The organism is Actinoplanes campanulatus (assembly GCF_014647795.1).
Classification (GTDB): Bacteria; Actinomycetota; Actinomycetes; order Mycobacteriales; family Micromonosporaceae; genus Actinoplanes; species Actinoplanes campanulatus.
Map to the genome: position 1 here is coordinate 134,414 of NZ_BMPW01000009.1, position 24,847 is coordinate 159,260.

General features: G+C 72.7%; 27 protein-coding genes. 11 read left to right on the forward strand and 16 right to left on the reverse strand.

The window, feature by feature from the left end; all coding sequences use genetic code 11:
• The first annotated feature begins 79 nt into the window (after positions 1-79).
• Positions 80-568, forward strand: a complete 489-nt coding sequence (locus IEZ13_RS18810) for a hypothetical protein (protein WP_183219485.1) — start codon at positions 80-82, stop codon at positions 566-568.
• Between the two features lie 97 nt (positions 569-665).
• Here IEZ13_RS18810 and IEZ13_RS18815 read toward each other — a convergent pair whose 3' ends face one another.
• Positions 666-2,891: an ABC transporter permease gene (locus tag IEZ13_RS18815; protein WP_183219487.1), complete on the reverse strand. Its 2,226-nt coding sequence runs from the start codon at positions 2,889-2,891 to the stop codon at positions 666-668.
• Positions 2,888-3,556 carry an ABC transporter ATP-binding protein gene (locus tag IEZ13_RS18820; protein WP_183219489.1) on the reverse strand — a complete coding sequence of 223 codons (669 nt, stop codon included), beginning with the start codon at positions 3,554-3,556 and terminating at the stop codon, positions 2,888-2,890. The genes IEZ13_RS18815 and IEZ13_RS18820 overlap by 4 nt, the downstream gene beginning before the upstream one ends.
• A 123-nt stretch (positions 3,557-3,679) precedes the next feature.
• Between IEZ13_RS18820 and IEZ13_RS18825 the strand changes: the two genes are divergently transcribed.
• Both IEZ13_RS18825 and IEZ13_RS18830 read left to right on the forward strand, forming a co-directional pair.
• A complete protein-coding gene (locus IEZ13_RS18825; RefSeq protein WP_183219490.1) occupies positions 3,680-4,834 on the forward strand; it encodes a sensor histidine kinase in 1,155 nt (384 codons plus the stop codon).
• Positions 4,831-5,514 (forward strand): response regulator transcription factor, encoded by a 684-nt coding sequence (locus tag IEZ13_RS18830; RefSeq protein WP_183219492.1) that lies wholly within the window; start codon positions 4,831-4,833, stop codon positions 5,512-5,514. The genes IEZ13_RS18825 and IEZ13_RS18830 overlap by 4 nt, the downstream gene beginning before the upstream one ends.
• On the opposite strand, the gene IEZ13_RS18835 is transcribed toward IEZ13_RS18830, so the two are convergent.
• Positions 5,469-6,209 carry a GbsR/MarR family transcriptional regulator gene (locus IEZ13_RS18835; protein ID WP_183219494.1) on the reverse strand — a complete coding sequence of 247 codons (741 nt, stop codon included), beginning with the start codon at positions 6,207-6,209 and terminating at the stop codon, positions 5,469-5,471. The two genes, IEZ13_RS18830 and IEZ13_RS18835, sit on opposite strands and share 46 nt — an antisense overlap.
• A 102-nt stretch (positions 6,210-6,311) precedes the next feature.
• On the opposite strand from IEZ13_RS18835, the gene IEZ13_RS18840 reads away from it, so the two are divergent.
• Positions 6,312-6,887, forward strand: a complete 576-nt coding sequence (locus tag IEZ13_RS18840) for a DUF4097 family beta strand repeat-containing protein (protein ID WP_306421535.1) — start codon at positions 6,312-6,314, stop codon at positions 6,885-6,887.
• A gap of 87 nt (positions 6,888-6,974) precedes the next feature.
• A complete protein-coding gene (locus IEZ13_RS18845) occupies positions 6,975-7,385 on the forward strand; it encodes a hypothetical protein (RefSeq protein WP_183219496.1) in 411 nt (136 codons plus the stop codon).
• A 644-nt stretch (positions 7,386-8,029) separates the two neighbouring features.
• Here IEZ13_RS18845 and IEZ13_RS18850 read toward each other — a convergent pair.
• From IEZ13_RS18850 to IEZ13_RS18865, 4 genes are read right to left on the reverse strand one after another with little or no spacing between them, the layout of a single operon-like run.
• Positions 8,030-8,905 carry a TIGR03619 family F420-dependent LLM class oxidoreductase gene (locus IEZ13_RS18850; RefSeq protein ID WP_183219498.1) on the reverse strand — a complete coding sequence of 292 codons (876 nt, stop codon included), beginning with the start codon at positions 8,903-8,905 and terminating at the stop codon, positions 8,030-8,032.
• Positions 8,902-9,537, reverse strand: a complete 636-nt coding sequence (locus tag IEZ13_RS18855) for an acyl-CoA dehydrogenase family protein (RefSeq protein WP_183219500.1) — start codon at positions 9,535-9,537, stop codon at positions 8,902-8,904. Before IEZ13_RS18855 ends, IEZ13_RS18850 begins: the two co-directional genes overlap by 4 nt.
• 10 nt (positions 9,538-9,547) lie before the next feature.
• Positions 9,548-10,633 carry an acyl-CoA dehydrogenase family protein gene (locus IEZ13_RS18860; RefSeq protein ID WP_183219502.1) on the reverse strand — a complete coding sequence of 362 codons (1,086 nt, stop codon included), beginning with the start codon at positions 10,631-10,633 and terminating at the stop codon, positions 9,548-9,550.
• Positions 10,634-10,679: 46 nt separating this feature from the next.
• The gene (locus IEZ13_RS18865; protein WP_183219504.1) at positions 10,680-11,150 is read right to left on the reverse strand and encodes a MarR family winged helix-turn-helix transcriptional regulator; all 471 of its coding nucleotides are present in this window, start codon (positions 11,148-11,150) and stop codon (positions 10,680-10,682) included.
• A 19-nt stretch (positions 11,151-11,169) separates the two neighbouring features.
• Between IEZ13_RS18865 and IEZ13_RS18870 the strand changes: the two genes are divergently transcribed.
• Positions 11,170-12,420, forward strand: coding sequence for a glycosyltransferase (locus IEZ13_RS18870; RefSeq protein ID WP_183219506.1), 1,251 nt, complete (start codon positions 11,170-11,172; stop codon positions 12,418-12,420).
• A 9-nt stretch (positions 12,421-12,429) separates the two neighbouring features.
• On the forward strand, positions 12,430-13,545 hold the full coding sequence (locus tag IEZ13_RS18875; RefSeq protein ID WP_183219508.1) for an acetyl-CoA C-acetyltransferase: 1,116 nt from the start codon (positions 12,430-12,432) through the stop codon (positions 13,543-13,545).
• On the opposite strand, the gene IEZ13_RS18880 is transcribed toward IEZ13_RS18875, so the two are convergent.
• The 4 genes from IEZ13_RS18880 to IEZ13_RS18895 are packed head-to-tail and all read right to left on the reverse strand — an operon-like array spanning position 13,529 to position 16,865.
• A complete protein-coding gene (locus IEZ13_RS18880; RefSeq protein WP_183219509.1) occupies positions 13,529-14,578 on the reverse strand; it encodes an NAD(P)H-dependent flavin oxidoreductase in 1,050 nt (349 codons plus the stop codon). The genes IEZ13_RS18875 and IEZ13_RS18880 overlap by 17 nt on opposite strands.
• Complete coding sequence (locus IEZ13_RS18885) at positions 14,578-15,261, reverse strand: CoA-transferase subunit beta (RefSeq protein ID WP_183219511.1); 684 nt, start codon at positions 15,259-15,261, stop codon at positions 14,578-14,580. Before IEZ13_RS18885 ends, IEZ13_RS18880 begins: the two co-directional genes overlap by 1 nt.
• Positions 15,258-16,085 carry a CoA transferase subunit A gene (locus tag IEZ13_RS18890; protein WP_203833641.1) on the reverse strand — a complete coding sequence of 276 codons (828 nt, stop codon included), beginning with the start codon at positions 16,083-16,085 and terminating at the stop codon, positions 15,258-15,260. The genes IEZ13_RS18885 and IEZ13_RS18890 overlap by 4 nt, the downstream gene beginning before the upstream one ends.
• Positions 16,086-16,097: 12 nt before the next feature.
• Positions 16,098-16,865, reverse strand: coding sequence for an enoyl-CoA hydratase family protein (locus IEZ13_RS18895; protein WP_183219513.1), 768 nt, complete (start codon positions 16,863-16,865; stop codon positions 16,098-16,100).
• Positions 16,866-16,914: 49 nt separating this feature from the next.
• On the opposite strand from IEZ13_RS18895, the gene IEZ13_RS18900 reads away from it, so the two are divergent.
• Genes IEZ13_RS18900 through IEZ13_RS18910 form a run of 3 tightly spaced genes read left to right on the forward strand, consistent with a single transcriptional unit; the run spans position 16,915 to position 20,290 of the window.
• Positions 16,915-17,673, forward strand: coding sequence for an SDR family oxidoreductase (locus IEZ13_RS18900; RefSeq protein ID WP_183219515.1), 759 nt, complete (start codon positions 16,915-16,917; stop codon positions 17,671-17,673).
• A 33-nt stretch (positions 17,674-17,706) separates the two neighbouring features.
• Positions 17,707-19,215, forward strand: a complete 1,509-nt coding sequence (locus IEZ13_RS18905) for an aldehyde dehydrogenase family protein (RefSeq protein WP_183219517.1) — start codon at positions 17,707-17,709, stop codon at positions 19,213-19,215.
• Positions 19,216-19,258: 43 nt separating this feature from the next.
• Entirely contained in the window at positions 19,259-20,290 is a 1,032-nt protein-coding gene (locus IEZ13_RS18910) for an MBL fold metallo-hydrolase (RefSeq protein ID WP_183219519.1), read from the forward strand.
• Here the strand turns inward: IEZ13_RS18910 and IEZ13_RS18915 are convergent.
• The 5 genes from IEZ13_RS18915 to IEZ13_RS18935 are packed head-to-tail and all read right to left on the reverse strand — an operon-like array spanning position 20,265 to position 23,678.
• Complete coding sequence (locus tag IEZ13_RS18915; RefSeq protein WP_183219521.1) at positions 20,265-20,870, reverse strand: TetR/AcrR family transcriptional regulator; 606 nt, start codon at positions 20,868-20,870, stop codon at positions 20,265-20,267. The genes IEZ13_RS18910 and IEZ13_RS18915 overlap by 26 nt on opposite strands.
• 37 nt (positions 20,871-20,907) lie before the next feature.
• Positions 20,908-21,366 carry a pyridoxamine 5'-phosphate oxidase family protein gene (locus tag IEZ13_RS18920; RefSeq protein ID WP_372441829.1) on the reverse strand — a complete coding sequence of 153 codons (459 nt, stop codon included), beginning with the start codon at positions 21,364-21,366 and terminating at the stop codon, positions 20,908-20,910.
• Complete coding sequence (locus IEZ13_RS18925) at positions 21,363-22,274, reverse strand: SDR family NAD(P)-dependent oxidoreductase (protein WP_183219523.1); 912 nt, start codon at positions 22,272-22,274, stop codon at positions 21,363-21,365. Before IEZ13_RS18925 ends, IEZ13_RS18920 begins: the two co-directional genes overlap by 4 nt.
• 1 nt (position 22,275) lies before the next feature.
• The gene (locus IEZ13_RS18930; protein WP_183219525.1) at positions 22,276-23,037 is read right to left on the reverse strand and encodes a glucose 1-dehydrogenase; all 762 of its coding nucleotides are present in this window, start codon (positions 23,035-23,037) and stop codon (positions 22,276-22,278) included.
• Between the two features lie 50 nt (positions 23,038-23,087).
• Positions 23,088-23,678, reverse strand: a complete 591-nt coding sequence (locus IEZ13_RS18935) for a TetR/AcrR family transcriptional regulator (protein WP_183219527.1) — start codon at positions 23,676-23,678, stop codon at positions 23,088-23,090.
• Positions 23,679-23,767: 89 nt separating this feature from the next.
• Here IEZ13_RS18935 and IEZ13_RS18940 point away from each other — a divergent pair, with 89 nt between their 5' ends.
• A complete protein-coding gene (locus tag IEZ13_RS18940; protein WP_183219529.1) occupies positions 23,768-24,847 on the forward strand; it encodes a Zn-dependent alcohol dehydrogenase in 1,080 nt (359 codons plus the stop codon).

Genomic DNA, 24,847 nt, shown 5'->3' on the forward strand with positions numbered 1-24,847 from the left:
GACTGGCCGCCCCGGGGCCCCGCGTGCCCGATCGTTCGAGCCCGATCCGATCATCCACTCCGAGGGCTAGGGTCGGACCGTGGATCGAAAGTCGCCGCTGCTTCTGCTCGACCTCGACGGGGTGCTGAACCCGTTCGCCGCGCCGGTCTGCCCGGACGGCCACCTGGAGCGGGTGCTCTTCGAGGGCGAGGAGCCGGTGCGCTACTGCCCGGAGCACGGCGACTGGATCCGTGAGCTGGCCGCCGCCGGGGAGCTGTGGTGGGCGACCGCCTGGGGCAACTACGCCAACGAGCTCTACCTGCCCTGCCTCGGTCTCGGCCCGCTGCCGTACGTCGAGTTCCCGCCGGTCCCGTTCGACCCCGAGCTCAAGGTCCCGGCGGTCGACCTCGTCGCCGGAGAGCGGCCCGTCGCCTGGATCGACGACAACCACACGGCGGCCGGCCTGCGCTGGGCCGCCGCCCGCCCGGCGCCCACCCTGCTCGTCTCCATCGACCCGGCCATCGGCTGGACCCGACTCGACGTCGACCGCGTCCTCACCTGGGCTCAGGACCCGTACGGCGACGCGTGACCACCCACTCACGCCCGGCGGGCGCGGCATGGTCCGGGCCACCCACCCGCCTCGCGGGTCTGGTACGGCGGGTTGGCGTAGCCCGTACCGGAATGGGTTATTCGGCTCGGAGCGCTGTGGACGCGCGGGAGCGAGCCGCCCAGCCGGCCGGGACCAGCGCGCCGATCGCGGCCAGCAGGATGCCCGCGGCACCCAGGGCGACCAGCTCGGCCGGGCGATAGACGGCCAGGACCGGCGACGGCAGGGTGAGCCCGGCCGCGTCGCCCATGATCGGCAGACTCCAGGCGTGCAGGAGACGGCCGAGCGGTACGGCCAGCGCGCCCCCGGCCGCACCGATCAGCAGCATCGAGCTGATCACCATGAGCCGCACCTGGCCCGGCGTCATGCCGAGGGTCTTGAGGACGCCGATCTCGTGGACGCGTTCCCGGGTCTCCAGGACGACCGTGTTCAGCACGCCGAGCCCGGCGACCGCGGTGAGCAGCAGGGTGAGTGTGGCGATCAGCGCGAGCATCGCGGTGACGATCTCGTTCTCCTGGGTTTCCGCGCTGACCTGGGCGTGCGCGGTCTCGCCGAGGGCGGCGTTCAGATTCGCGGCGTAGGCGTGCGGATCCGTGCCGGGCGCGATGCTCACCTCGAAACCGCGCAATCCGGGCGAGCCGCCGAGACCGGCCGCATCCATGATCATGACGGCGGTGGAGCCGTTACTGAAGACCTCGCCGACGATGCGCACCGTCGTGCGGCCGCCCGGTGTGCTGACGGTGAGTTCGTCGCCGACCCGTACGCCGAAGCTGCTCAGCAGGCGCGCGCCGGCCACCGCCTCGCCGGGTTCCGCGTACCAGCGGCCGCTGAGCAGCGGATATCCGGTCCAGGACGCGTCGCCCTGGTAGGCGCGGATGCTCAGTGGAAGTCCGGAACCCGGCACCCGGGCCTCGGTTTCGCGGGCCGTGGTGACCGCGGCGGTTCCCGGCTGGTCCTCGATCACGGCCCGGACCGCGTCGCCGTCTCCGAGTGGCGGCCGCCCGGTGACAGCGACCAGGATCGGCACCTGTTCGACCCGGTTGCCGGCGGCGGCCAGTGCGATGAGCGACTTCGACAGCCCGGCCGCGAACACCACGGTGGTGACGCCGAGCAGGATCGCCACCATCGTCACGGCGGTCCGGGCCGGGCGCGCGAACGGGCTCGCCAGTCCGAAAGTGATCGGCCGGGGGAGGGGCAGGACGGCCAGCGCCCGGCGGATCCGGAAGCCGTGGCCGCCGCGCGGGGCCCGGCCCATCGTGATCGCCCGGGTCGCGGAGAGCCGTCCGGCGCGCAGCGCGGGCCCGGCCGCGGCCAGCCCGGCCAGCAGCGTCAGCCCGGCCGGCACCAGCACGTCGGCCCACCACGGGACGCTCGGCGCGGCGATCACCGAGTACGCGGTGTTCGCGCCGGCCAGCAGCGGGACGGACAGCAGCCGCCCGGCGATCGTGCCGAGCACCGCGGCGGGGACGGCGATCAGCAGGATCTGCCCGGCGTACGCGGCGACCACCTGCCCGGGCGTGAAACCGAGCGCCTTGCGGACGCCGATCACCCGGTACCCGGCGACCACCGCGCCGGCCACCACGTTCACCACGATCAAAGTGGACATCACCAGCCCGAGCACGGCGAACGCCACCACGAACGGCACCATCGGCTTGAGCCGGCCCTCGACCTGCAACTTGACCAGCTCGTAGCGGGTCGAGCCGGTCATCCCGGGCAGGTCCGGGGTCGCCGACGGGTCGCTCAGCCGGTACAGCACCTGCTGCCCGGCGCCACCGAGCACATCCGTCTGCCCGGGCCACACCCAGGCGGCCGCGGTCGCGGTGACCGAGGAGGCGATGCCGACCACCTCGAGGTCGACGTCGCGGACCGTCACCCGGTCGCCGACCCTCCAGGTGCTGCCGGCGGTGATCGGGGAGAGGACGACCTGGCCGGTCCCGGTGAGCCAGCGCCCGGCGGTCAGTTCCAGCCGGTCCACGGCCGGGCTCTGCTCGGAGCGGCCGGCGACCACCCCGGGCGGCCGCTGCTGACGGCCCTTCGACAGGGTGGCCTCGACGATCGGATACGGCCCGGACCGCGCGGTCACGGCGGGATCGTCGAAGGCGGACGCCGACGGTGCGAAGACGGCGTTGAGATGGGCGCCGTGCTGCCGGGTGAACGCCCGGTCGAACGGCGCGTCCGAGGCGATCAGCAGGGCGGCGGCCAGCAGCGTGGTCGCCGCGGACAGCAGGACGACGACGAACACCACGAGACTCTGCAGGCGGCGCCTGCGGGCGCTGCTCATTGCTGCGATCAGCACGGCTCTCATGCGGTCACCCGGCCGTCGCGGACCTCGATCGTACGGGTGGCGCACCGCTTCGCCAGGTCGGCGTCATGGGTCACGAGCAGCACGGTCTGACCGTTCCGGTTCAGTTCCCGCAGCAGTTCGGCCACCTGCTCGCCGGTGGCCGCGTCGACCGCCCCGGTCGGTTCGTCGGCCAGCAGCAGCGGCGGCCGGTTGATCAGCGCACGGGCGATCGCCACCCGCTGCCGCTCCCCGCCAGACAGCTGCGCCGGGTAGGCGTCGGCCCGCCCGGCCACCCCGAGCGTCTCCAGCAGTTCGGTGGCCCGGGCCCGCGCCGCCCGCCGCCCGATGCCGGCCAGATCGGCGGGCACCAGCACGTTGTCCCGGGCGGTCAGATCGTCGATCAGGTGGAAGAACTGGAACACGATCCCGATCCCGGACCGCCGGAACCGGGCCAGCGCCTTCTCCGACAGCCGGGTCAGGGCCGTACCGGCCACCTCGACATCGCCGGAGGTCGGCCGGTCCAGCCCGGCGACCAGGTTGAGCAGCGTGGACTTGCCGCTGCCGGACGGTCCCATCACGGCCACCGCCTCACCCGCGGCGACGGTCAGATCGACGCCGTCGAGCGCTGGCGGGCCGGTTTGCTCGTACCGCTTGGACACCGCGCGCAGGCGGATCAGATCGGTCATGCCCGCCGACGCTAGGAGCCCCGGCGCCCGGAGCACATCGGGCACGCGATCGACGGGGTCATCCGAGCGATGTAGGCGGCGCGATCGATGTGGCCCGGCGACCGGCGGCGGCAGAATGGGCCCGTGCGGGAGAAATGGCTCGACGGGATCCTGGTCGCGGTGCTCACCGTCGCCGCCATCGTGCTCACCGGCGACCGGCCGGACGGGCCCGCCCCGTTGCACTTCGACGTGCCCGGCGGCGGCGTCTTCCCGACCCCCGAGCCGGAGACGCCACCCGTCCTCAACCTGCTCATCACGGTCCCGCTGCTGTTCCGGCGGCGCTGGCCGGTCGCCTGCTTCGCGGTCCAGTTCGCGTGCATGCTCGGCATCGACATCGAGGGCAACCTGGCCAACCTGTCGGCCCTGCTGATCGGGGCGTACGCGGTGGCCCTGCACGGCCGTTCGGTCGCGCTGTCGATGGGCGTGCTGCTGGCCGCCGGCGTGGCCACCGCCACCACCAGGGACGAGACCTGGCCACGGGTGCCCGGCTGGGCCGGCGTCTTCGTCATCCTGGTGCCGATCGGCCTGCTCGGCCTGGCCATCCGCGCCGCCCGCAGCCGCGCCCTCGCCTCCGAGCAGCGCGCCGAGGCCCTGGAACGCGAACAGCGCACCGCCACCCGGCTGGCCGTCGCCGAGGAACGCGCCCGCATCGCCCGCGAACTGCACGACGTGGTGAGCCACCACGTCAGCGTCATGACCATCCAGGCCGGGGCGGCCGGGAAGGTCCTCGACCAGGATCCGGAACTCGCCCGGGGCGCGCTCACCGCCATCGAGAACGGCGGCCGGGAGACCATGGCCGAGTTGCGGCACCTGCTCGGCGTACTCAACCCGGACGCCGGCCTCCTGGAACCACAGCCCGGCCTGGAGTCGCTGGAGAGCCTGGTCGACGGGGTGCGCAACGCCGGGCAGCCGGTCACCCTCACCTGCACGGTCGGCGCCCTCCCGCACGGACTCGGCCTGACCGTCTACCGGGTCGTGCAGGAGGCCCTGACCAACGCGATGCGCCACGCCCCCGGCGCGGCCACCACCGTCACCGTGTCCGGCGCGGACGGCACCCTGCTCGTCGAGATCGTCAACGAGCCGGCCGCACACCCCGGAGAGCCCGGCGCCGGCACCGGGCTGCTCGGCCTGGCCGAACGGCTCCGTGTCTACGACGGCGTCCTCGAGACCGGCCGGCGTCCGGCCGGCGGCTTCCGGGTGGCGGCCCGCATCCCTCTCGTGCAGAGTGTGGCCCCATGACCCGGGTGGTGATCGCCGACGATCAGGCGCTGGTCCGGACCGGTTTCACGATGATCCTGGCCTCGGCCGGCATCGAGGTCGCCGGGCACGCCGCCAACGGTGTGGAGGCGATCGCCGCTACCCGCAGCCACCGGCCCGACGTGGTGCTCATGGACATCCGCATGCCGGAGATGGACGGCCTGGAGGCGACCCGCCGGATCCTGGCCGACGCGCCGCTCACCACCGAGGGCGAGCCGATCCGGGTCGTCATCCTCACCACCTTCGACCTCGACCGGTACGTCTACGCGGCCCTCACCGCCGGAGCCAGCGGATTCCTGCTCAAGGACGTCACACCGGACCACCTGATCCACGCGGTCCGGCTGGTCCGCTCCGGTGACGCCCTGCTCGCCCCGGCGATCACCCGGCGGCTCGTCGAGCGGTTCGCGCGTGTCGAACCCGGTCACTCCGCCATGCACCGTGACATGGCCACCCTCACCCCACGTGAGCGGGAGGTCCTGGTGATGCTGGCCGGTGGACTGAGCAATCCGGAACTGGCCGTCGCGCTGCATCTGAGCGAGGCGACGGTGAAGACCCACATCACCCGGATCCTGACCAAGTTGCAGTTGCGGGATCGGGTGCAGGCGGTGGTCGCGGCCTACGAGACCGGGTTGGTGACGCCGGGTTCCTCGGGCCGGGTGTAGAGGACCTCGCGGGCCTGTTCGGCGGCGCGGAGCATGCTCTCGCTGATGAACTCGCTGTACCGGGCGATGTTCTCCAGGCGGACGGCGGCCGGGGTGCCCACGCCGAGGACGGTGACGCCCTGCCGTGCGGTCTCCGCCACCCGGGCCACGCCCTGTGCGCTGGCGATGGTCGACTGGTACCACACTCCGCCGTCGACGAAGTAGCGCTCGCGGCGGTGGTCGTCGCGGGTGCGGCGGATCAGGCCCTGCTCCTCCAGGAACGCGACGGCCTTGGACACCGAGGCCGGGCTGATCTGGAGCTGCTGAACCAACTCGGAGGCGGTGAGGCTGCCGGCGTCGGTGACGAACAGGCCGGTCAGCACGCGGGCCACCATCTTCGGCAGGCCCTGGTGCATGAACAGGGTGGTCATGGTCTCGCCGAACTCCCGGACCGCCTCCGCGTCGCGCCCGTGCGGGGCCGTGGGTGCGCCCGGTGTGCGTGGCGGCGCCGGGTTGCGGCGGTGGGCGCGGCGTTCGGTGGCCCGGTGTGCCAGATCGGCGCGGTAGCCGGTGGGGCCGCCGTTGCGCATCACCTCCCGGGTGATGGTCGAGGTGGGCCGGTCGAGCCTCCGGGCGATCTCGGCATACGCGAGGCTGTCGGCCAGCCCGAGCGCGATCTGTTGACGTTCCTGCTGGGTGAGTCTGCCGCCCGGCACCGTGATCTCCCTCCAAAACCTTCCTGACGCCGGTCAGCGTAGCGTTCATCCCACTCTATTGCAACGCATTCATTGCATTAGCTGTGCGCTAGTTGCAACGAAATGATGGCGCTGAACTGGTTGTTTTCCACCGCAGTGCAACAAGATTGTTGCCGAATTCGCGAACGCAACGTAGCGTTTCCTGCATCGGAAACAACGATCCCGCAGGGAGAACGTCATGCACAAGTTCGACACCACCACCGCCGTCACCGCCGTCCTGAACATCCCCGCCGGCCGCATCCAGGTCATCGCCGCCGACCGCACCGACGCCACCGTCGAGGTCCGCCCGAACGACCCGGCACCGGCCTGCACGGCACCGTCAAGATCGACCAGGCGGGCAGCCTGACGATCGACGCCCTCGGCGCCGACGTCACCATCGGCCGCCTCACCGGCCCGGCCGAGATCAGCACCCAGAAGGGCGACATCACCGTCGCCGAGGCCACCGGCGGCACCGTCAAGCTGAGCGCCCAGATGGGCAACGTGGCCATCGCCGCCGCCCACGGCGTCTCCGCCACCCTCGACGCCGGCACCGGCTACGGCCGCATCAACAACACCCTGCTCAACACCGACGGCACCGCCGCCGCCCTCACCATCCACGCCACCACCACCCACGGCGACATCACCGCCCGCAGCCTCTGACCCTCCACCGGCCATCCACGAGATCACCACCTTCGGCCGCAGCCGACACATCGCAAGGCGGGTCCCCATCCGGCTTATGCTCCCCGGATGAGGACCCGCCTGCGGCGTCTGCGCATCGACGGCCGCGACTACACCTGGCGCGCCGAGATCGGCCACGTCCAGGGCGACGGCGACTGTCACCGTTGCGTCCGGGTGCGCGTCTGGGGGACTGGGAAGACCGGTTGCGCCCTCCAGGCGGATCTGTTGTCGCTGACCTGGCCGGCGCCGTGGGGTGCTTGCGCCGCCGACGGCGCCTACCCCACCCCGGAGGACGTCCGCGCTCTCGTCGCCCACGGGCTGCGGCTCGGCTGGGATCCCGGCCACCGCGGCGGCACCTTTCCGCTGCCGGAGAGCGTCACCCTGCCCGGATTCGTGGTGACAGCCCGGATGCGGGATCCGGCTGCCGCCGACCCCACGGCCCGCGTCGTCGAGGCCTACGAGCGACGGCCTTCCGTCTAGACCGCTTTCCTTTCCGGGTACGTGTGACGCCGTCCCGTTTCTTTCAGGACCGTTCCGTCTTGCCGCGCGAGCCCACTGCCACTCCTGCCCATGCCGCCCCGCCGGGCTTAGATCGGTGGTCCCGCGGGCCGGGCCCGGTGTTGTCCACCTCCATCGTTCGCCGGTCACGGTCCGCGACCGGGCTGCCCACCCCTACCGCGCCGGTCGCGCTGATGAGCGGTCGAGGCCGTGCTCACCAGACACCCGGCTGCTCACTCCCGCCCGTAGCGCCGGTCCCATGCCCGAAGAGAGGGTGGGCGCACACGGCCGGGCACCGCAAGGGTGGACGGCCGCACACACCGGGTCTCGCGTGTGCGGCCGCCGAGGCTATAGGCCAGGTAAGCGCTCACGGCACCGCGACCGTGTGACCACCGAGCGGGCGGGCCCGGGTGCCCGGGGCCGCCCGCCCAGGGGGCCGAAAGCGGGGGCGGCCGTGGCCGGCGGCATGTGCGGAAGTGGCGGTCTGCCCGGCCTGCCCGGGCACCGATCTACGCCCGGCGGGTGCGGCACAGGCCGGAGCAGGCAGCAAGATCGCGTCGACCGACGGGACAGCCCTGAGAAGGCGGGGCGAGGACACGCGTACCGCAAAAGGATCGAAACGCGGATCAGGTGGCGACAGTGGATTTCAGGGGCTCGATGAACCTGTCGGCGAAGCGGCGCAGGGCGTCGCGTTTCTCCTGGATGGGCGCGTCGAGGCGGCGCCACGGCATGACGATCGCGTCGGTCACGCCGATCTCCGCCTGCTGCCGGAAGCCGTCGAGGCCGTGCCGGTCGATGCAGACGGCCTGGATCTCGAACGGGGTGTCCGTGCGGCCGAACGATTCACGCAGCCGGTGCAGGCGGCCGATCGTGTCCCGCAGTTCGTCGAAGCGCATCATCGCCGACGACCAGCCGTCGCCGGTCCGGGCGGCGCGGCGCAGCGCCGGCTCGGAGTGCCCGCCGATGTAGATCGGGACCGGTTCGCGGGGCGCCGGGCTCATCTGGAGCTTGCCGAACGAGAAGTGCTTCCCCTCGTACTCGACCATGCCGCCGCCGAGGATCAGCCGCAGCACCTCGATCGCCTCGTCGGCGCGGGCGCCCCGGTCGCGGAACGGCGCCCCGCACCACAGTGACTCCTCCGGCGACCAGCCGAGCCCGACTCCGAGGCCGAAGCGGTCGCCGGTGAGCGCCGCGACCGTGCCGATCTGCCGGGCCAGCAGCAGCGGGTTGCGGGGATCGAGTTTGAGCACCTGGGTGTAGAAGCGGATGCGGCTGGTCACCGCGCCCATCGCCCCGGCCGCGACCATCGGGTCCGGCCACGGGGTGTGCGAGTCCCAGAAGCGGCTGCCGTCCGGGGTGTACGGGTACGCCGCCGACACCTGCTCGGAGTAGAACAGCGAGTCCGGCAGCGCGATCGAGTCGAACCCGCACTCCTCGGCCGCCCGGGCCAGCTCGGTCAACTGGTCCAGCGGGCTCAGCGCGATCCCCAGCGTGAACTTCACGGCAGCATCTCCTCGGCGAGCGTGACGAGCTGTGCGGTGGCGCCGCCGAGCGAGAACTCGTTCGCCTCGGCGGCCAGGAAGTAGCGGTGCAGCGGATAGTCCATGTCGAGGCCGACGCCGCCGTGCACGTGGACCGCGGTGTGCAGCACCCGGTGCCCGGCCTCGGCGGCCCAGAATCCGGCGGTCGCCACCTCGGCGGGTTCCGGCCGGCACACCGCCTGCCACAGGGCCAGCCGTAACGCCTCCACGTCGATCCACGCGTCGGCGAGCCGCTGCGACACCGCCTGGAACGCGCCGATCGGACGGCCGAACTGGACGCGGGTGCGGGCATATTCGGCGGTCATCTCGAGTGCCCGCTCGACGACGCCGAGTTGGTGGGCGGCGGTCCCGATGACCCGAGCGGCCCCCACGATCTCCTCCAGGTGCGGGACGTCGACCGCGTGCCGCCCCAGCTCGATGAGGATGGCGCACTGCTCGGGCAGCCCGTAACCCTCCCCGCCGGCCTCTTTCGGCAGTACCGCGGTCAGCACCCCGGCCTCGGACAGGGCCGGCCACAGCGGACGGCCGGACTCGCACAGGGCCCGGGTCAGCCCGGCGAGTTCCCGCGCCTCGCCGCTCAACTCGAAGTCCATGATCGCCCCCTCAACGCCGGACCGGCAGGCCCAGGGCGCCCGCCGCGATGATGTCGCGCTGCACCTCGTTGGTCCCGCCGCCGAAGGTGAGGATCAGCGACGACCGGTACATGGCCTCGATCCGCCCGGCCAGCACCGCACCGGGTTCTCCGGCGCGGATCGTGGCGGCCGGCCCGATGATCTCCATGAGCAGCCGGTACGCCTCGATCGCCAGCTCCGTGCCGTACACCTTCCCGGCCGACGCCCGGGTCGCGGCCGGGGTGCCCTCGGCGGCGCAGGCCCGCCAGTTGAAGAGCTTCAAGGCTTCGGTACGCGCGTGCACCCGCGCCAGGTGCAGCCGGACCCACTCGTGCCCGATCGCCCCGGACTGCTGCGCCCACTCCCGGACCTCGCGCAGCGCCCGTTGCAGGGGAGCGGCCGAGGTGAGTGCCACCCGCTCGTGGTTGAGCTGGTCGGTGATCAGCCGCCAGCCCTGGTTCTCCTCGCCGACCAGGGCGGAGACCGGTACGCGTACGTCGTCGTAGTAGGTGGCGCTGGTGGACGGCCCGGCCACGGTCCGCACCGGTGTCCAGGAGAAGCCGGGGGAGCCGGTCGGCACGATTAGGATCGACAGCCCTTGGTGGCGGGGCGCGTCCGGGTCGGTGCGGCAGGCCAGCCACACGTAGTCGGCGTCCTCGATGAGACTGGTCCACATCTTCTGCCCGTTGATCACGTAGTGGTCGCCGTCCCGGACCGCCCGGGTGCGCAGCGCCGCGAGGTCGGTGCCGGCATCCGGTTCCGAATACCCGATCGAGAAGTGGATCTCGCCCGCCTCGATCCCGGGCAGCAGTTCGGCGCGCTGCTGGTCGGTGCCGTGCCGGGCGATGGTCGGCCCGACCGTGTAGAGGGTCAGGAACGGCACCTGCACCCCGGCGAGCGCCGCCTCGTCGGCGAAGATCAGCTGGTCGATCCGGGAGCGGCCCGCGACGGCGAGCCAGCCGTCGCGTCCCAGCCGCCGGACCACCTCCCGGTAGGAGGCGCCGGCCGGGAGCCCGGCGAAGTACTCCCGTAGCGAGGATCGCAGCTTCTCCTGCTCCGGGGTGTATCCGACGTGCATGGCCGACCTCGGTTCTACTAGTAGAACAGGTTCTACTAGTAGAACCTCATCGGTCGAGTCCGGCAAGCACCTTCTCGGCGAGATCGCAGAACGTCGCCAGCTCCGCCGGGGTCAGTGACGCGAACCAGCCGGCCACCGCCGCCTCGTCACCGGCGTCGCGGCCTCGCCAGTAGCGCTCGCTCTCCTCGGTGGCGGCGAGCACCCGCCGTCGCCGGTCGGCCGGATCCGGCTCGGAGCGCAGCATGCCCTTGCGCTCCAGGGCGGCGACCAGTTGAGCCACGTTCTGATGGGTGGTGCCGAGGGCGGCGGCCGCCTCGGTCAGCCCCGGCCGGTCCAGCGACCGGACCGCGGTGAGCAGCGCGGCCTGCTGGGTGGTGAGCCCGTCGGCGCGCAGCCGGTCGTCCATCAGGTAGCGCAGGCGCTGGGCGAGCACGAGGCTGACCCGGAACGCGCGCACCGGCGGGGTGAGGCCCGACCGCGGCCCCAGATCGAAGAGGGTCTGTTCCGGCTCCGTCATACGCAATATATTACCTAACATGATCTGCCTGGTGCCACACTGCGCGTACCTGTCCCAGACATCGCGCATGATCGAGATCTACCGGGCGCTGCGCGAGCGCGGCGTCACCCCGAGAGTCGCCACCCACGGCGGCACCTACGAGTCCGCGCTGCGGGCCGCCGGCATCGACTACGACATCGTCGGCCCGCGGATGGACGACGAGCGCTGCGCCCGCTTCCTGCGCGAACAGCCCAGCAGCGGGCCGGTCGGGCAGAGCGCCTACAGCGACGAGGAGCTCCGGGCGTACGTGACGGCCGAGGCGGAGTACTTCACCCGGCACGGGATCCGGACCGCGGTCACCGGCTTCACCCTGACCACCACCCTGTCCACCCGCCTCGCCGGGATCCGCCTGGTCACCGAGCACTCGGCCAGCTGGGCGCCGCCGATGTTCGAGCGCGGCCTGCTCCCCGCGCCCAGCGGCCGCACCCTGCCGCTGCCCCGGCCCGTCCAACGGTGGATCGCGAACGCGCTGCCCAGCCGGACCCGGTTCTACTGCGGCGGGTTCAACCGGATCGCCGCCGAACTCGGCGTCCCCGGCCTGCCCAGCGTCGCGGCCCTGCTGCTCGGCGACCTCACCCTGGTCACCGAGGCGCCCGAGGTGCTCGGCGTCCCGGCCGACGAGATCGCGGCGTGGCGGCCCGGTCGCGGCTACCGGCCGGAGACCCGGCTGCGCTGCACCGGGCCGCTCTACGCGAAACTGCCGGTGCCGCTGCCCGCGGAGACCGGACGGTTCCTCGCCGGGCCCGGCCCGCTCGTCTACGTGGCGATCACCTCCAGCGAGCCCGCGCTGGTCCGGGACGTGGTCGCGGCGCTGCGCCCGCTCGGCGCCCGGATCCTGGTCGCCGCCACCGTGCACGAACTGGGCGACCTGACCGACGATCGGGTGCACGTCGGCGGGGTCCTGCCGAGCCACCTCGTCATGCCCCGCGCCGACCTGGCCGTCACCGCCGGCGGGCAGGGCAGCGTGCAGACCGCGATGGCCGCCGGGACCCCGCTGCTCGGCATCCCGCTCCAGATGGAGCAGGACCTCAACCTGGCGCTCGTGGAACGCCGCGGCGCCGGCCGCTGGATCGCGAAGCGGGACGCCCACGGCCCCCGGCTCACCGCGCTCGCCGGGGCGATGCTGGGCGACGGCAGCTACCGGCGCGCGGCCGGGGAGATCCGCGAGGTGTACGACGTCATCGACGGTCCCGGCAACGCGGCCGACGCCATTCTCTGCAACACGTTCTAGTATCAAAGCATGGACGCCTATCTTGCCGGAGCCGTGCGCACCCCCGTCGGCCGGCGGGGCGGGATGCTCGCCGCCATCCACCCCGCCGACCTGGCCGGCGGGGTCATCGCGGCCCTCCTCGACCGGGCCGGGGTCGATCCGGCCGCGGTCGACGACGTGATCCTGGGTTGCGTCGACACGATCGGGCCGCAGTCCGGGGACATCGCGCGGACCGCCTGGCTGGCGGCCGGGCTGCCCGAGCACGTGCCCGGCGTGACCGTCGACCGGCAGTGCGGGTCGTCGCAGCAGGCCGTGCACTTCGCGGCGCAGGCGGTGATGAGCGGGACCGCGGATCTGGTGGTGGCCGGGGGAGTGCAGAACATGAGCCAGGTGCCGATCGGCAGCGCCATGGCGCCGGAGGGCCCGTATCGCCACAGTCCCGGGTGGGCCGCCCGCTACGGAAATGCGGATATATCCCAATTTCGCAGCGCGGACGAGATCGCTGCGAAGTGGTCGATCACCCGGGGCGAGCTGGAGGAGTACGCGCTGACCAGCCATCGGCGGGCCATCGACGGGATTTGGCGTTTCAAACAGGAGATTGTCGCTGACAAACCAGATGAATGCCCCCGTCGTGACACCAGTGCGGAACGGATGGCCGCCTTGAAACCCCTGCGCGAGGGCGGCGTCACCACCGCCGCCACCTCCAGCCAGATCGCCGACGGCGCCGCCGCCCTCCTGATCGCCGGCGACCGGGCGATCCGCGACCACGGCCTGCACCCCCGCGCCCGCATCCACCACCTCTCCGCGCGCGGCGACGACCCGGTCCTCATGCTCACCGCGCCCATTCCGGCCACCGCGCACGCCCTGCACCGCACCGGGCTCACCATCGACGACATCGACCGCTTCGAGATCAACGAGGCGTTCGCCAGCGTCGTCCTGGCCTGGCTGCGCGAGACCGGCGCCGACCCGGACCGGGTCAACGTCAACGGCGGCGCCATCGCCCTCGGCCACCCGCTCGGCGCGACCGGCGCCCGGCTCATGGTCAGCCTGCTGCACGAGCTGGAACGATCCGGCGGACGCTACGGCCTCCAGACCATGTGCGAGGGCGGCGGCCAGGCCAACGTCACCATCATCGAACGGCTCTGAGCCGGTCCAGACCCTCCGAGGCCTCCTTCACGATCCGCTCGATCAGCTCGGCGCACGACGGCAGATCGTCGATCACCCCGGCCACCTGACCGGCCGACATCACCCCGAACTCGGGCCGCCCCTCGACCATCGCCTCCCGCAACAGCACCGGCGTGCCGGCCGCCATCAGCGTCTGCGCCCACGTCAGCTCACGACCGTGCCGCGCCTTGCGCCCGGCCCGCACCAGCTCCGGCCAGGAGAGCCCGGCCAGCCGGCGGAACGCCATCGCGTGCCGGGTCGCCCTGAGCAGCGCGGTCACCCTTCCCGAGTTTTCCAGACCATCGATGTACGGCGTACGCAGCACCCGATGCGGAACACCGTCCACCCGGGTCGTCACCACGGTCCCGGTCAGCGGCGCGTCCAGGTAGAGCCGCTTCACCCGCTCGCCCACCGGGCTGTCCGCGGTGAGCAGGAACCGGGTCCCCATGGCGATGCCGGCCGCCCCGTAGGCGAGCGCGGCCAGCAGCCCCCGCCCGTCGAAGAACCCGCCGGCCGCCACCACCGGAATGCCGACCGCGTCCACCACCCGGGGCAGCAGCAGCGTCGTCGGCACCGGTCCGGTGTGCCCGCCGCCCTCCCCGCCCTGTACCAGAACCGCGTCCACGCCCCAGCCGGCCACCTTCTCGGCGTGCCGGACCGCGCCCACCGACGGCATGGTCAGCACCCCGCCGTCGGCGCAGCGCCGGATCAGGTCCCGGTCGGGGGCCAGCGCGAACGACGCCAGCCGCACCTTCTCCCGGATCAGCAGCTCGATCCTGGCCCGGGCGTCCGGCGCGTCCGCGCGTACGTTGACCCCGAAGTTCTGATCGGTCTTGTCCTTGATCTCGTGAATCGTGTCGCGCAGCTGCTCCAGGCTCATGGTCGCGGACGCCACGATCCCGAAACCGCCCGCCGCGGCGACCGCCGAGACCAGCCGTGCCCCGGCCACGTACCCCATCCCGGTCTGCACGATCGGATGCCGGCAGCCGAGCAGTTCGGTGAGCGCGGTCCGCATCACTTCTCCCGCAGGCCGTGCGGATCCAGGTGCTCGCGGATCAGCTTCAGCTCCTCCTCGGTGGGCTCGCGCGTCGCCGGCACGCCGGCCGGGATCGTCAGCGCGAAACCGGTCGCCGCGATCACCTCGTCGACGGTCACGCCGGGATGCACCGACCGCAGCCGCATCGACCGGTCCGGCGTCTCGAAGTCCAGCACCGCCAGATCGGTGACCACCCGGCGGATCTCGTGCGCGCCCCGGTCATGACCGATTCCGGACACCATGTCGACGCGTTCCACGAACACCCGCGGTGAGTGCCGGGGCACCCAGTAGCTGGTGGTGTGGTTGACCGTGTTGCCCGGAGCGCCGCGGACGCCCAGCAACTGCGACCTCGGCCGCTCCCACGGGCCCACGCAGGAGATGTTCTGGTTCCCGAAGCGGTCCAGCTGGCTCGCGCCCATCATCACGTGCCGGGCGCCGGCCGCGACCATCGAGAACACCGCACGGTACGGCAGCCAGCCCTCCACCCGGCCGTCCCGCAGCAGCGTCGCCTCCCCGTCGGTGACCAGCAGCTCCGGAGCGAACGTCAACTGGGCGAGACGCGCTCCCAACTGCGGGATCAGCCCGGCGTAGCCGGCCAGCACCGCGCCGTCGCCGCGCCACGCCTCGGCGCACGCCACCACACACGTCTCCGCCCGGGTCATCCGGCGACCGCCTTCTGATAGTCGTCCTCGTCGCCGTCCAGATAGCGGGCCCGGAAGGCGTCCCAGTCGGTGGTCGCGTACTCCCGCTGGAACGCCTCGTCCCGCCCGTAGTCGGGCACGCAGCTGGTGAAGTGGGCGCCGTGCGGGGTCTCCACCACACCGTCCACCATCGACCGGTTGGTCAGCAGCGTCTGCGGTGGTCCGGTCTCGATCAGATCGCCGGTGCTCAGCACCCGCTCGCAGGAGACGAAACGCCGCTTCGCGGCAAGACAGAAAAGATCGTCGAAGTACGGGTCCGGGCCCAGATAGCGGCCGTTGCCCCCGGCGTCCGCGCGATTCAGATGTACGAGTGACACGTCCAGCCCGACGGCGGGCATCGCGACCAGTTCGGTGGCGTCGGCATAGGGCGAGTGGACGGTCCGCAGGCCCGGGTTGACCCGCATCACGTCGGAGCCCAGGCCGGCCCGGATCGGCAGGAACGGCAGCCGGTTCGCGGCCGCCAGCAGTCCCCAGTAGAGCATGCCCTCGTCGTACTCGGTCAGTTCGATCGTCCCGGCGCTGCGGGCCCGCCGGAAGTGCGGCTCGAGGGGGATGCTGTCCAGCGACACGAACCCGGTCACCACCCGTTTCACACAGCCCGCCGCGACCAGCAGCCCCACATCCGGCCCGCCGTAGGTGACCAGCGTCAGATCCTTCTTCCCGGCCCGGACGAGCGCACGGACCAGCGCCATCGGCTTGCGGCGCGACCCCCAGCCCCCGATCCCGACCGTCATCCCGTCGCGGATCTCGCCCACCACCTCGGCGATGGTCACCCGCTTGTCCACGCTCGTTCCCCCTCACCTGTGGCCGCGCTCCGTAAAAGGGCGTTCGGCTTCCCGGACGAAGGCGTCGCGGGCGCGGTCGCCGGCGCCGTCGAGGTTGAGCTCGAAGGTGAAACCCTGCTCGAAGCGGTAGGAGCGCTTCACGTCGATCGGGTCGATGCCGTTCAGTGACTCCTTGGCCCGGCGGATGACCAGCGGATCCTTGGCCGCGATCTCCTCCGCCACCCGCCGCGCGGCCCGCCGCAGCCCGGCCGGCGGCACCACCTCCAGCACCGTCCCGAACCGGTGCAGCTCCCACGCGCCGACCCGGCGGCAGGTGTAGACCATCGTGCGCATCAGCTGCTGCGGCACCAGCCGGGCCAGATGGGTGGCCGCCCCGAGCGCCCCACGGTCCACCTCCGGCAGGCCGAACGTGGCGTCGTCGGCGGCCACCACCAGATCGGCGTTGCCGGCCAGGCCCACCCCGCCGCCGAGACAGAACCCCTGCACGGCCGCGATCACCGGGACCGGGCAGTCGTAGACCGCGGCGAACGCGGCCGCACACCCCCGATTGGCGGCGAGCAGCGCCTCGTGCCCGGCGGTCCGCTGCATCTCCTTGATGTCGACGCCCGCGCAGAACCCGCGCCCCTCCGCCGCCAGGACGACGACCCGGGTCGCCGGATCCGCGCCCGCCTCGGCGACCGTCGCGGCGAGATCGTGCCACCCGGCCGCCGGCACCGCGTTGACCGGCGGAAAGTCCAGGACGACCTCGGCGACCGTGCCGCGGTGCAGTGCGATGCCCACGGCGTCGAGGCTAACCTAGCGCTTGCTTGGGTGGCTAGCATCGACCCTCATGGACCCCCTCGACTTCACCGGCCGGGCCGTGGTCGTCACCGGCGGCACCCGCGGCATCGGCGCGGCCGTCGCCCGCGCCTTCCAGGCGGCCGGCGCCCACGTCCTGGTCTGCGCCCGCACCACCCCCTCCTCCGGACTTCCGGGCATTCCCGCGTTCTTTCCGGCCGACGTGCGGGATCCGGTGCAGGCGGCCGCGCTGGTCGCGGAGGCCGTGCGGCGCTTCGGGCGGCTCGACGTGCTGATCAACAACGCCGGGGGAGCGCCGACCGCGAGCGCTGACACCGCCTCGCCTCGCCTGCACGCGAAGGTCATCGAGTTGAACCTGATCGCGCCGCTGCACGTCTCGCAGGCCGCCAACACGGTCATGCGCGAGCAGGCCACCGGCGGCGTGATCCTCATGATCGGTAGCGTCAGCGGGACCCGGCCGTCGCCCGGAACCGCCGCCTACGGCGCTGCCAAAGCGGGCCTCCACCACCTCGCCACCAGCCTGGCCGCGGAGTGGGCGCCGAAGGTGCGGGTCAACAGCCTGGTCGTGGGCCCGGTCGACTCCGGTGCGGGACCGGATCAGGAGGCGGTGGCGCGGACCGTGCCGATGGGGCGGGCGGCGTCGCCCGGGGAGGTGGCCGGCGCCTGTCTGCTGCTGGCCTCGCCGCTGGCCGGCTACATCACCGGGGCGTCGCTTGCGGTCCATGGGGGAGGGGAGTGGCCGGCGTATCTGGCGGACCTCCGGGACACGGCGTACCGTGCCGAGAAGTAGAACGCGTTCCAGTTCCGCCGATGGAGGTGCGGCATGGTGCTCTCGATCAAGGCCAAACGCGACGAGGTCGGCCTGGCGGGCGGTGAGCTGCTGATCGACGGGCGCTGGCGCCCGGCCGCCGACGGGCGGACCTGGACCCACATGCATCCGGCCACCGCCGAGGAGGTGGGCGGGTTCGCCGTCGCCACCCCGGCCGACGTGGACGCCGCCGTCCGCGCGGCCCGTAAGGCGTTCGACGAGGGGCCGTGGCCGCGCACCCGGGCGAAGGAGCGGATCCGGGTGCTGCGCCGGATCGCCGACGCGATCCGCGAGCACGCCGTCGAGTTGCAGGCCCTGGTGGCGCTGGACAACGGGGTACCGGTCACGTTCGGCGAGACCTACGCCATGTCGGTCGAGTGCGTGGCGGACGTCTTCGAGCACCACGCCGGCTGGGTGGACAAGCTGGCCGGCGAGACCCTGCCCGGCTACCAGGGCGGCGAGCACCTGGTGCTCACCCTGCGCGAGCCGGTCGGCGTGGTCGCCGCGATCATCCCGTGGAACGGCCCGCTGCTGCTGGCCGCGCAGAAGCTCGCCCCGGCGCTGGCGGCCGGTTGCACCGTGGTGCTGAAGCCGTCCGAGTACGCCACCTTCTCGGCGCTGCGCCTGGCCCGGATCGTCGAGGAGGCGGGCCTGCCGCCGGGCGTGTTCAACGTGGTCACCGGGCCGGGCGAGAGCACCGGCGACGCGCTGATCAAGCACCCGCTGATCGACAAGATCACCTTCACCGGCAGCCGGGGTGTCGGCCGCCGGGTGCTGGCCGCCGCCGCGAACGGCATGAAGCGGGTCAGCCTGGAGCTCGGCGGCAAGAGCCCGTCGCTGGTCTTCGCGGACGCCGACGTCTACGCGGCCGCCGCCACCACGATGGGCACGGTGACCCTGGGACTCTCCGGCCAGGCCTGTGTGGCGCACACCCGGGCGCTGGTGCACCGGGACGTCTACGACGACTTCCTGGCCGTCGCCGAGGGGATGGCCGCCCTGGTCAACTACGGTGACCCGTTCCATCCGGAGACCACCGCCTCGCCGCTGATCAACGAACGTCAGCTGGCCCGGGTGCTCGGCTACATCGAGAGCGGCCGGGCCGAGGGCGGCCGGCTGGTCTGCGGCGGCGGCCGGCCCGACGGCGAGCTGGCGGCCGGCAACTTCGTGCAGCCCACGGTCTTCGCCGACGTCACCAACGACGCCACCATCGCCCGGGAGGAGATCTTCGGCCCGGTGCTGGCGGTGGTGCCGTTCACCGACGAGGAGGAGGCGGTGCGGATGGCCAACGACACCACGTACGGACTGGCCGCCACGGTCTGGACCAGCGACGTGAAGCGGGCGATGCGGCTGACCCGGGCGGTCCGGGCCGGCACCGTGGGCGTCAACGGCTACCAGCTGGAACCGCACGTGGCGTTCGGCGGTTTCGGCCAGTCCGGCCTGGGGCGCGAGGGCGGCCGTACCTCGATCGAGGCGTACACCGAGCTCAAGACCGTCCTCATCCCGACGACAGAGGAGATGATGTAGGGTCCCTTTCCTAGACGGGATCCGTCTAGGAAAGGGGCTCGGGATGAACGCACAACAGGCCGCCTGGCGCGCGCGGACGCTGCCGCCGGTGGAGAAGCTTCCCGGCGGCCTGGTGTCCGTTCCGGTGCCGATCCCGCACAACCCGCTGCGCTACACGCTGTCCTACCTGATCCCGGGCGACGACGGCCTGGTCGTGGTCGACCCGGGCTGGGACAGCGAGACCGGCTGGCAGGCGCTCACCGACGGGCTGGCCGAGGCCGGGGCGACCGCCGCCGACGTCACCGGCGTGGTGCTCACCCACGTGCACCCCGACCACCATGGGCTCACCGCCCGGCTGCGCGACGCCTCCGGCGCCTGGGTGGCCATGCACCCGGCCGAGCGTGCGCAGCTGCGCCGGGACCGGGACACCGAGCCGAGCCAGGCGCTCGGCGACTGGATGCGCACCCTGCACGTGCCGGACGCCGAGATCGACCGGCTGCTCGGCGCCTTCGGCAAGGCCGTGGACCTGCACTTCGCCCCGCTCGCCGACGCCGACGTGATGCTCGGCGACGGCGACCTGGTGCCGCTGGCCGGCCGCCGGCTGCGGGCCGTCTGGACGCCCGGCCACACCCCCGGCCACCTGTGCCTGCTGGAGCCGGACGCCCAGGTGCTGCTCACCGGCGACCACGTGCTGCCCCGGATCAGCCCCAACATCGGCCTCCAGCTCAGCGGCGAGGACCCGCTCGGCCGCTACCTGGAGTCGCTGGAGAAGGTCTCCGCGTACGACGAGTGCGAGGCGCTGCCCGGCCACGAGTACCGCTTCCACGGCATCGCGGCCCGCGCCGCCGAGCTGGACCGGCACCACCGGGAGCGCTGCCGGGAGATCGTGTCCGTGGTCGACCGCCTGGGCGCCGCCACCATCTGGGAGGTGGCCTCCGAGCTGACCTGGTCCCGGCCGTGGGCGGAGATCGGCCCGATGCTGGTCGGGGCGGTCGCCGAGACCGCCGCCCACATCGAGCTGCTGGTCCGCGCCGGCGAGCTGGAGTGGAAGGGCGGCGGCCCGCAGGTGGTCACCGGGGCACTCTGTAGGAGCTAGAGAGCACGAAGTCGACCAGCTCCTCGGCGTACCGGTCGGCGCCCGCCGCCACCTGCGCGCGCAGATCGGCCGGGGTGGCCACCGCGTGGTTGAGCGCCCCGCCGCTGATGCAGTCGAGCAGCAGCGTGACGCTGGTGTCGCGGGACAGCTGGCCGCGGTCGATGCCGCGCAGCACGATGGCGCGGGCAGCCGCGACCTGCGAGCGCAGGAACCGGTCCAAGTGCTCGCGCCCGGCCGGGATGCCGCCCGCCTCCACGGTGAGCCGCAGCACCGCCCCGCCGTCCTCGCCCAGGAAGGTGGCCAGCACCTGCCGGGCCAGCGCCACCAGGTCGTCGCGGACCGAGCCGGTGTCGATGTCGCGCACCCCGCCGAGCCGGCTGGCCAGGGTCGCCACGAACAGCGCCTCCTTGTTGGGCCAGCGCAGGTAGATCGACGCCTTGCCGACGCCGGCCTTGCGCGCCACCGCGTCCACCGAGAACCCGGCCCAGCCGTCGGTGCCGTACACCAGCGCGGCGGCACGGGTGATCCGCTCGTCCACCCCGGGATCGCGCGGACGACCCGCCGGCACCCCAGCCGTCATCAAGCCCTCCCGGCACGGTTCGAGATCGGCGGCCATTCTATGGTGAGGACAGCAGCTTGCGGTGGTCCCAGCTTGCGGTTCGTGCCGGCTGGACCAGGTAGGCGACACGCTTGCGGGCCGCGTGCGTCACGTAGGCGTCCAGCGCGTCGCGGGGCACGTCCGGCATCCGCGCCGCGATCAGCCGGCCCACCGCGGTCACCCCGGGCAGGTCCTCGATCCGGGTCACCCGCCCGGTGATCTGCACGCCACGCAGCTCGAAGTAGTCCTCGCCGTCCTCGACCAGGCAGGTCAGCCGGGGATCACGGGCCAGATTCAGCGCCTTCTGCGAGGACCGGTAGGTCCAGAACGCGATCCGGCCTTCGGCCAGACCGAAGAACATGGTGACCAGGTGCGGGGTTCCGTCCGGGTTGATCGTCGCTGTCTGGACCTTCCGGGCGTACGCGAGAAGCGCACCCACCTCGTCATCGGTCATCGTGACCGCCACCCGCTGCTTCACGACGGCTCGCCGAAGGTGGTCGCGGCCAGCGGCAGCGTCTCCTCGCAGACGAACCCGGGCCGGGGCGGGTCGGCGGTGAACACCGTGCCGAGCGCGGCGTCCAGCTCGGGCGCCGTCCAGGTGCCGGTCGCCGCCCGGAAGACCGCCCGCACCGTCGGCGGCCCGAGCAGCGCCACCACGTCGCCGTGCACCACGAACACCTCGCCGGTGATCCGCGCGCCGGACGGCCCGGCCAGGTGCACCACGAGCGGCGCCACCCGGTCCGGCGCCATCGGGTCCGGTCCGCTCGGCGGCGCCCCCATCAGGTCGCCGGTCATCCCGGTACGGGCCCGTGGGCAGATCGCGTTCACCCGTACCCCGTGCCTGGCGCAGCCCCGAGCGGTCGCGAGGGTGAGAGAGACGATCCCGCCCTTGGCCGCGGCGTAGTTGGCCTGACCGGCCGATCCGAGCAGGAACGCCTCGGAGGCGGTGTTGACGATCCGGGCGTAGACCGGGCCGCCCTCGTCCTTGCTCCGGTCCCGCCACCAGGCGGTCGCGAACCGCGTGGTCACGAAGTGGCCGCGCAGGTGCACCCGGACGACGGTGTCCCACTCCTGTTCGGACATCGAGAAGATCATCCGGTCGCGCAGCACGCCCGCGTTGTTGACCAGCACGTCGAGGCCGCCGAACCCGTCCACCGCGGCCTTGACCAGCGCCTCCCCGGTGGCCATGTCGGCCACGTCGCCGGGGACCGCGACCGCCGTCCCACCGGCCGTCCGGATCCGCTCGACCACCGCGTCGAGCGCTGGCCCGGGCAGATCGTTGAGCACCATCCGGGCGCCCGCCGCGGCCAGCGCCTCCGCCTCGGCGGCGCCCAGCCCCTGCCCGGCCCCGGTCACGATCGCGACCCGCCCGTCCAATGTGGCCATGTCAGTAGCCCGGGCCGCTGAGCAGGCCGCCGTCGGCGAGGAACTCGGCGCCGGTGGTGTAGGACGCCTCGTCGGAGGCGAGGAACGCGACCAGCCGGGAGATCTCCACCGGCTCGGCGAACCGGGCGATCGGCAGCGACTTGAGGAACCCGCCGCCGTCGACGCCGGTCATGGTCTGCGCGGCGGCCAGCGCCATCGACGTCATCACGCCGCCCGGGTGCACCGAGTTGACCCGGATGCCGGCCGGCCCCAGCTCCTGCGCCGCCGACCGGGTGAGGCCGCGGACGCCGAACTTGCTGGCGCTGTACGCCGACAGCCCGGCCGCCCCGGCGAAGCCCTCGATCGACGAGATGTTCACGATCGAGCCGCCGCCACCCGCGGTCATCGGCGGCACCACCTGCCGGATGCCCAGCCACGTGCCGACCAGATTGACCTCGACGACCTGCCGGAACTCGGCCGGGTCCATCGCGGCGACCGGCGCGTGCCGCAGGATGCCGGCGTTGTTGACCAGCACGTCGATCCGCCCGTACGCGTCGATCGTCTCGTCGACCGCCACCGCCCAGTCGTCCTCGCTGGTGACGTCGTGGTGCACGAACCGGCACCGGTCCGCCCCGATCCCGTCGGCGACGGCCCGGCCCTTGTCGTCGAGCACGTCGCCGATCACCACCCGGGCGCCCTCGGCCGCGAAGTGCCGGGCGTGTGCCTTGCCCATGCCGCGCGCCCCGCCGGTGATCAGAGCCACCTTGCCGTCCAGCCGCCCCATCGCGCCTCCCGGGTGTCGTAGAAGCGCATACCAAGCGCTTGCTTGGGAGGCTACGCCGACTTGATGCCGTCGAAAAGGAGCCGCAACAGGCCGTCGACGATCTGGTCGGTGGTCCAGCTCTTCGACGACGCCCACGACGTCGGCAGCCAGAGGATGTCGCGGAGCAGCCGGTACGTCAGCCGCGCGTCCAGGTCGGCCCGGAACGCCCCGGTCTCCCGGCCGCGTTCCAGCAGGTCGATCCAGGTCTGCTCGATCTCCTTCATGGCGGTCCGCAGGTACGCGAACCGGGGCTGTCCGGAGAAGTAGTTCCAGTCCCGCTGGAGCATGGTGAGCGCGGCCCGGTGCCGGTCCAGCGTGACCGTGCTGGACCGGACGATCCGCTCGATCGCCGCCCGCGGGTCGTCGCTCTCGGCCACCGCGGCCCGGTAGCCGGCCAGCACGTCCTCCAGGAACGCGCTGAGGATCTCGTCGCCGATCGACTCCTTGGAGTCGAAGTGGTGGTAGAGGCTGCCGGACAGGATGCCCGCGGCGTCCGCGATCTGCCGCACGGTGGTGGCCCGGAACCCCTGCTCGGCGAAGAGGCCGCCGGCCAGCCGGACCAGGTGCGTGCGCCGTTCCGACGGCGTCTTCGAGGTGCTCACCGGGCCATTATGGGCGCCGACCGAACGCTTGCTTGGTACACCCCTCCCGGTTAGCGTAGAACGCGTTCTAATTTTCGAGGAGGTCCGGGATGCGCGCGGCGGTGCTGCACACGATCGGGGACGAGAAGCTCGACATCCGCGACGACGTGGCCGTCCTCGGCCCCGGTCCGGGTGAGGTGCGCCTGCGGGTGCGCGCGTCCGGTGTCTGCCACTCCGACCTGTCCGCCCTGCGGGGCGGCCTGCCCCAGCCGGTGCCCGCGATCCTCGGCCACGAGGCGGCCGGTGACGTGCTCGAGGTCGGCGACAACGTGGACGATCTGGCGCCGGGCGACCGGGTCGCGGTCAACTGGCTGCCCGCCTGCGGTGTCTGCACGCACTGCCGGCGCGCGGAGCCGTACCTCTGCATGACGCACGTGATGGCCGGCTACGTGATGCCCCGGTTCACCGCCGGGGACCTGCCGATCTTCGGGATGGCCGGATGCGGGGCGTTCGCCGAGGAGATGGTGGTCCCGCGGGCCGGGGCCGTGAAGATCGACGACGACGTTCCGTACGAGGTGGCCGCCCTGGTCGGCTGCGGCGTCACCACCGGCGTCGGCGCGGTGATCAACACGGCGCGGGTGCGGCCCGGCGACAGTGTCGTGGTGATCGGGTGCGGCGGCGTCGGCATCGCGGCCGTTCAGGGCGCCCGGGTCGCCGGCGCTGCCCTGATCATGGCGGTGGACACGGTGCCCGCCCGGCACGAGGCGGCCCGCCGGTTCGGCGCCACCCACACGGCTACCCCGGACGAGCTGAGCGACCTCCAGATGGCGGTGGCGCCGGAGGGCTTCGACCACGCCTTCGACGTCGTCGCCGTACCCGAGACGCTCCGGACCGCCTGGACCGCGTGCCGGCGCGGCGGCAGCGTGATCGTGGTGGGCGCGGGCCGCGCCGAGCACCAGGTCGAGTTCAGCCCGTTCGAGCTGCTCTTCGAGGGCAAGCGCATCCTGCCCTCGCTGTACGGCTCCGCCGAACCGCACCGCGACTTCCCCCGCCTGCTGGCCCTGTGGCGGGCCGGCCGCCTGGACATCGAGGGCATGATCACCCGGCGGCTGCGGCTGGACCAGATCGGCGACGCGCTGGCCGCACTGGGCAGCGGCGACGTGATCCGCCAAGTGATCGTCCACGACTGA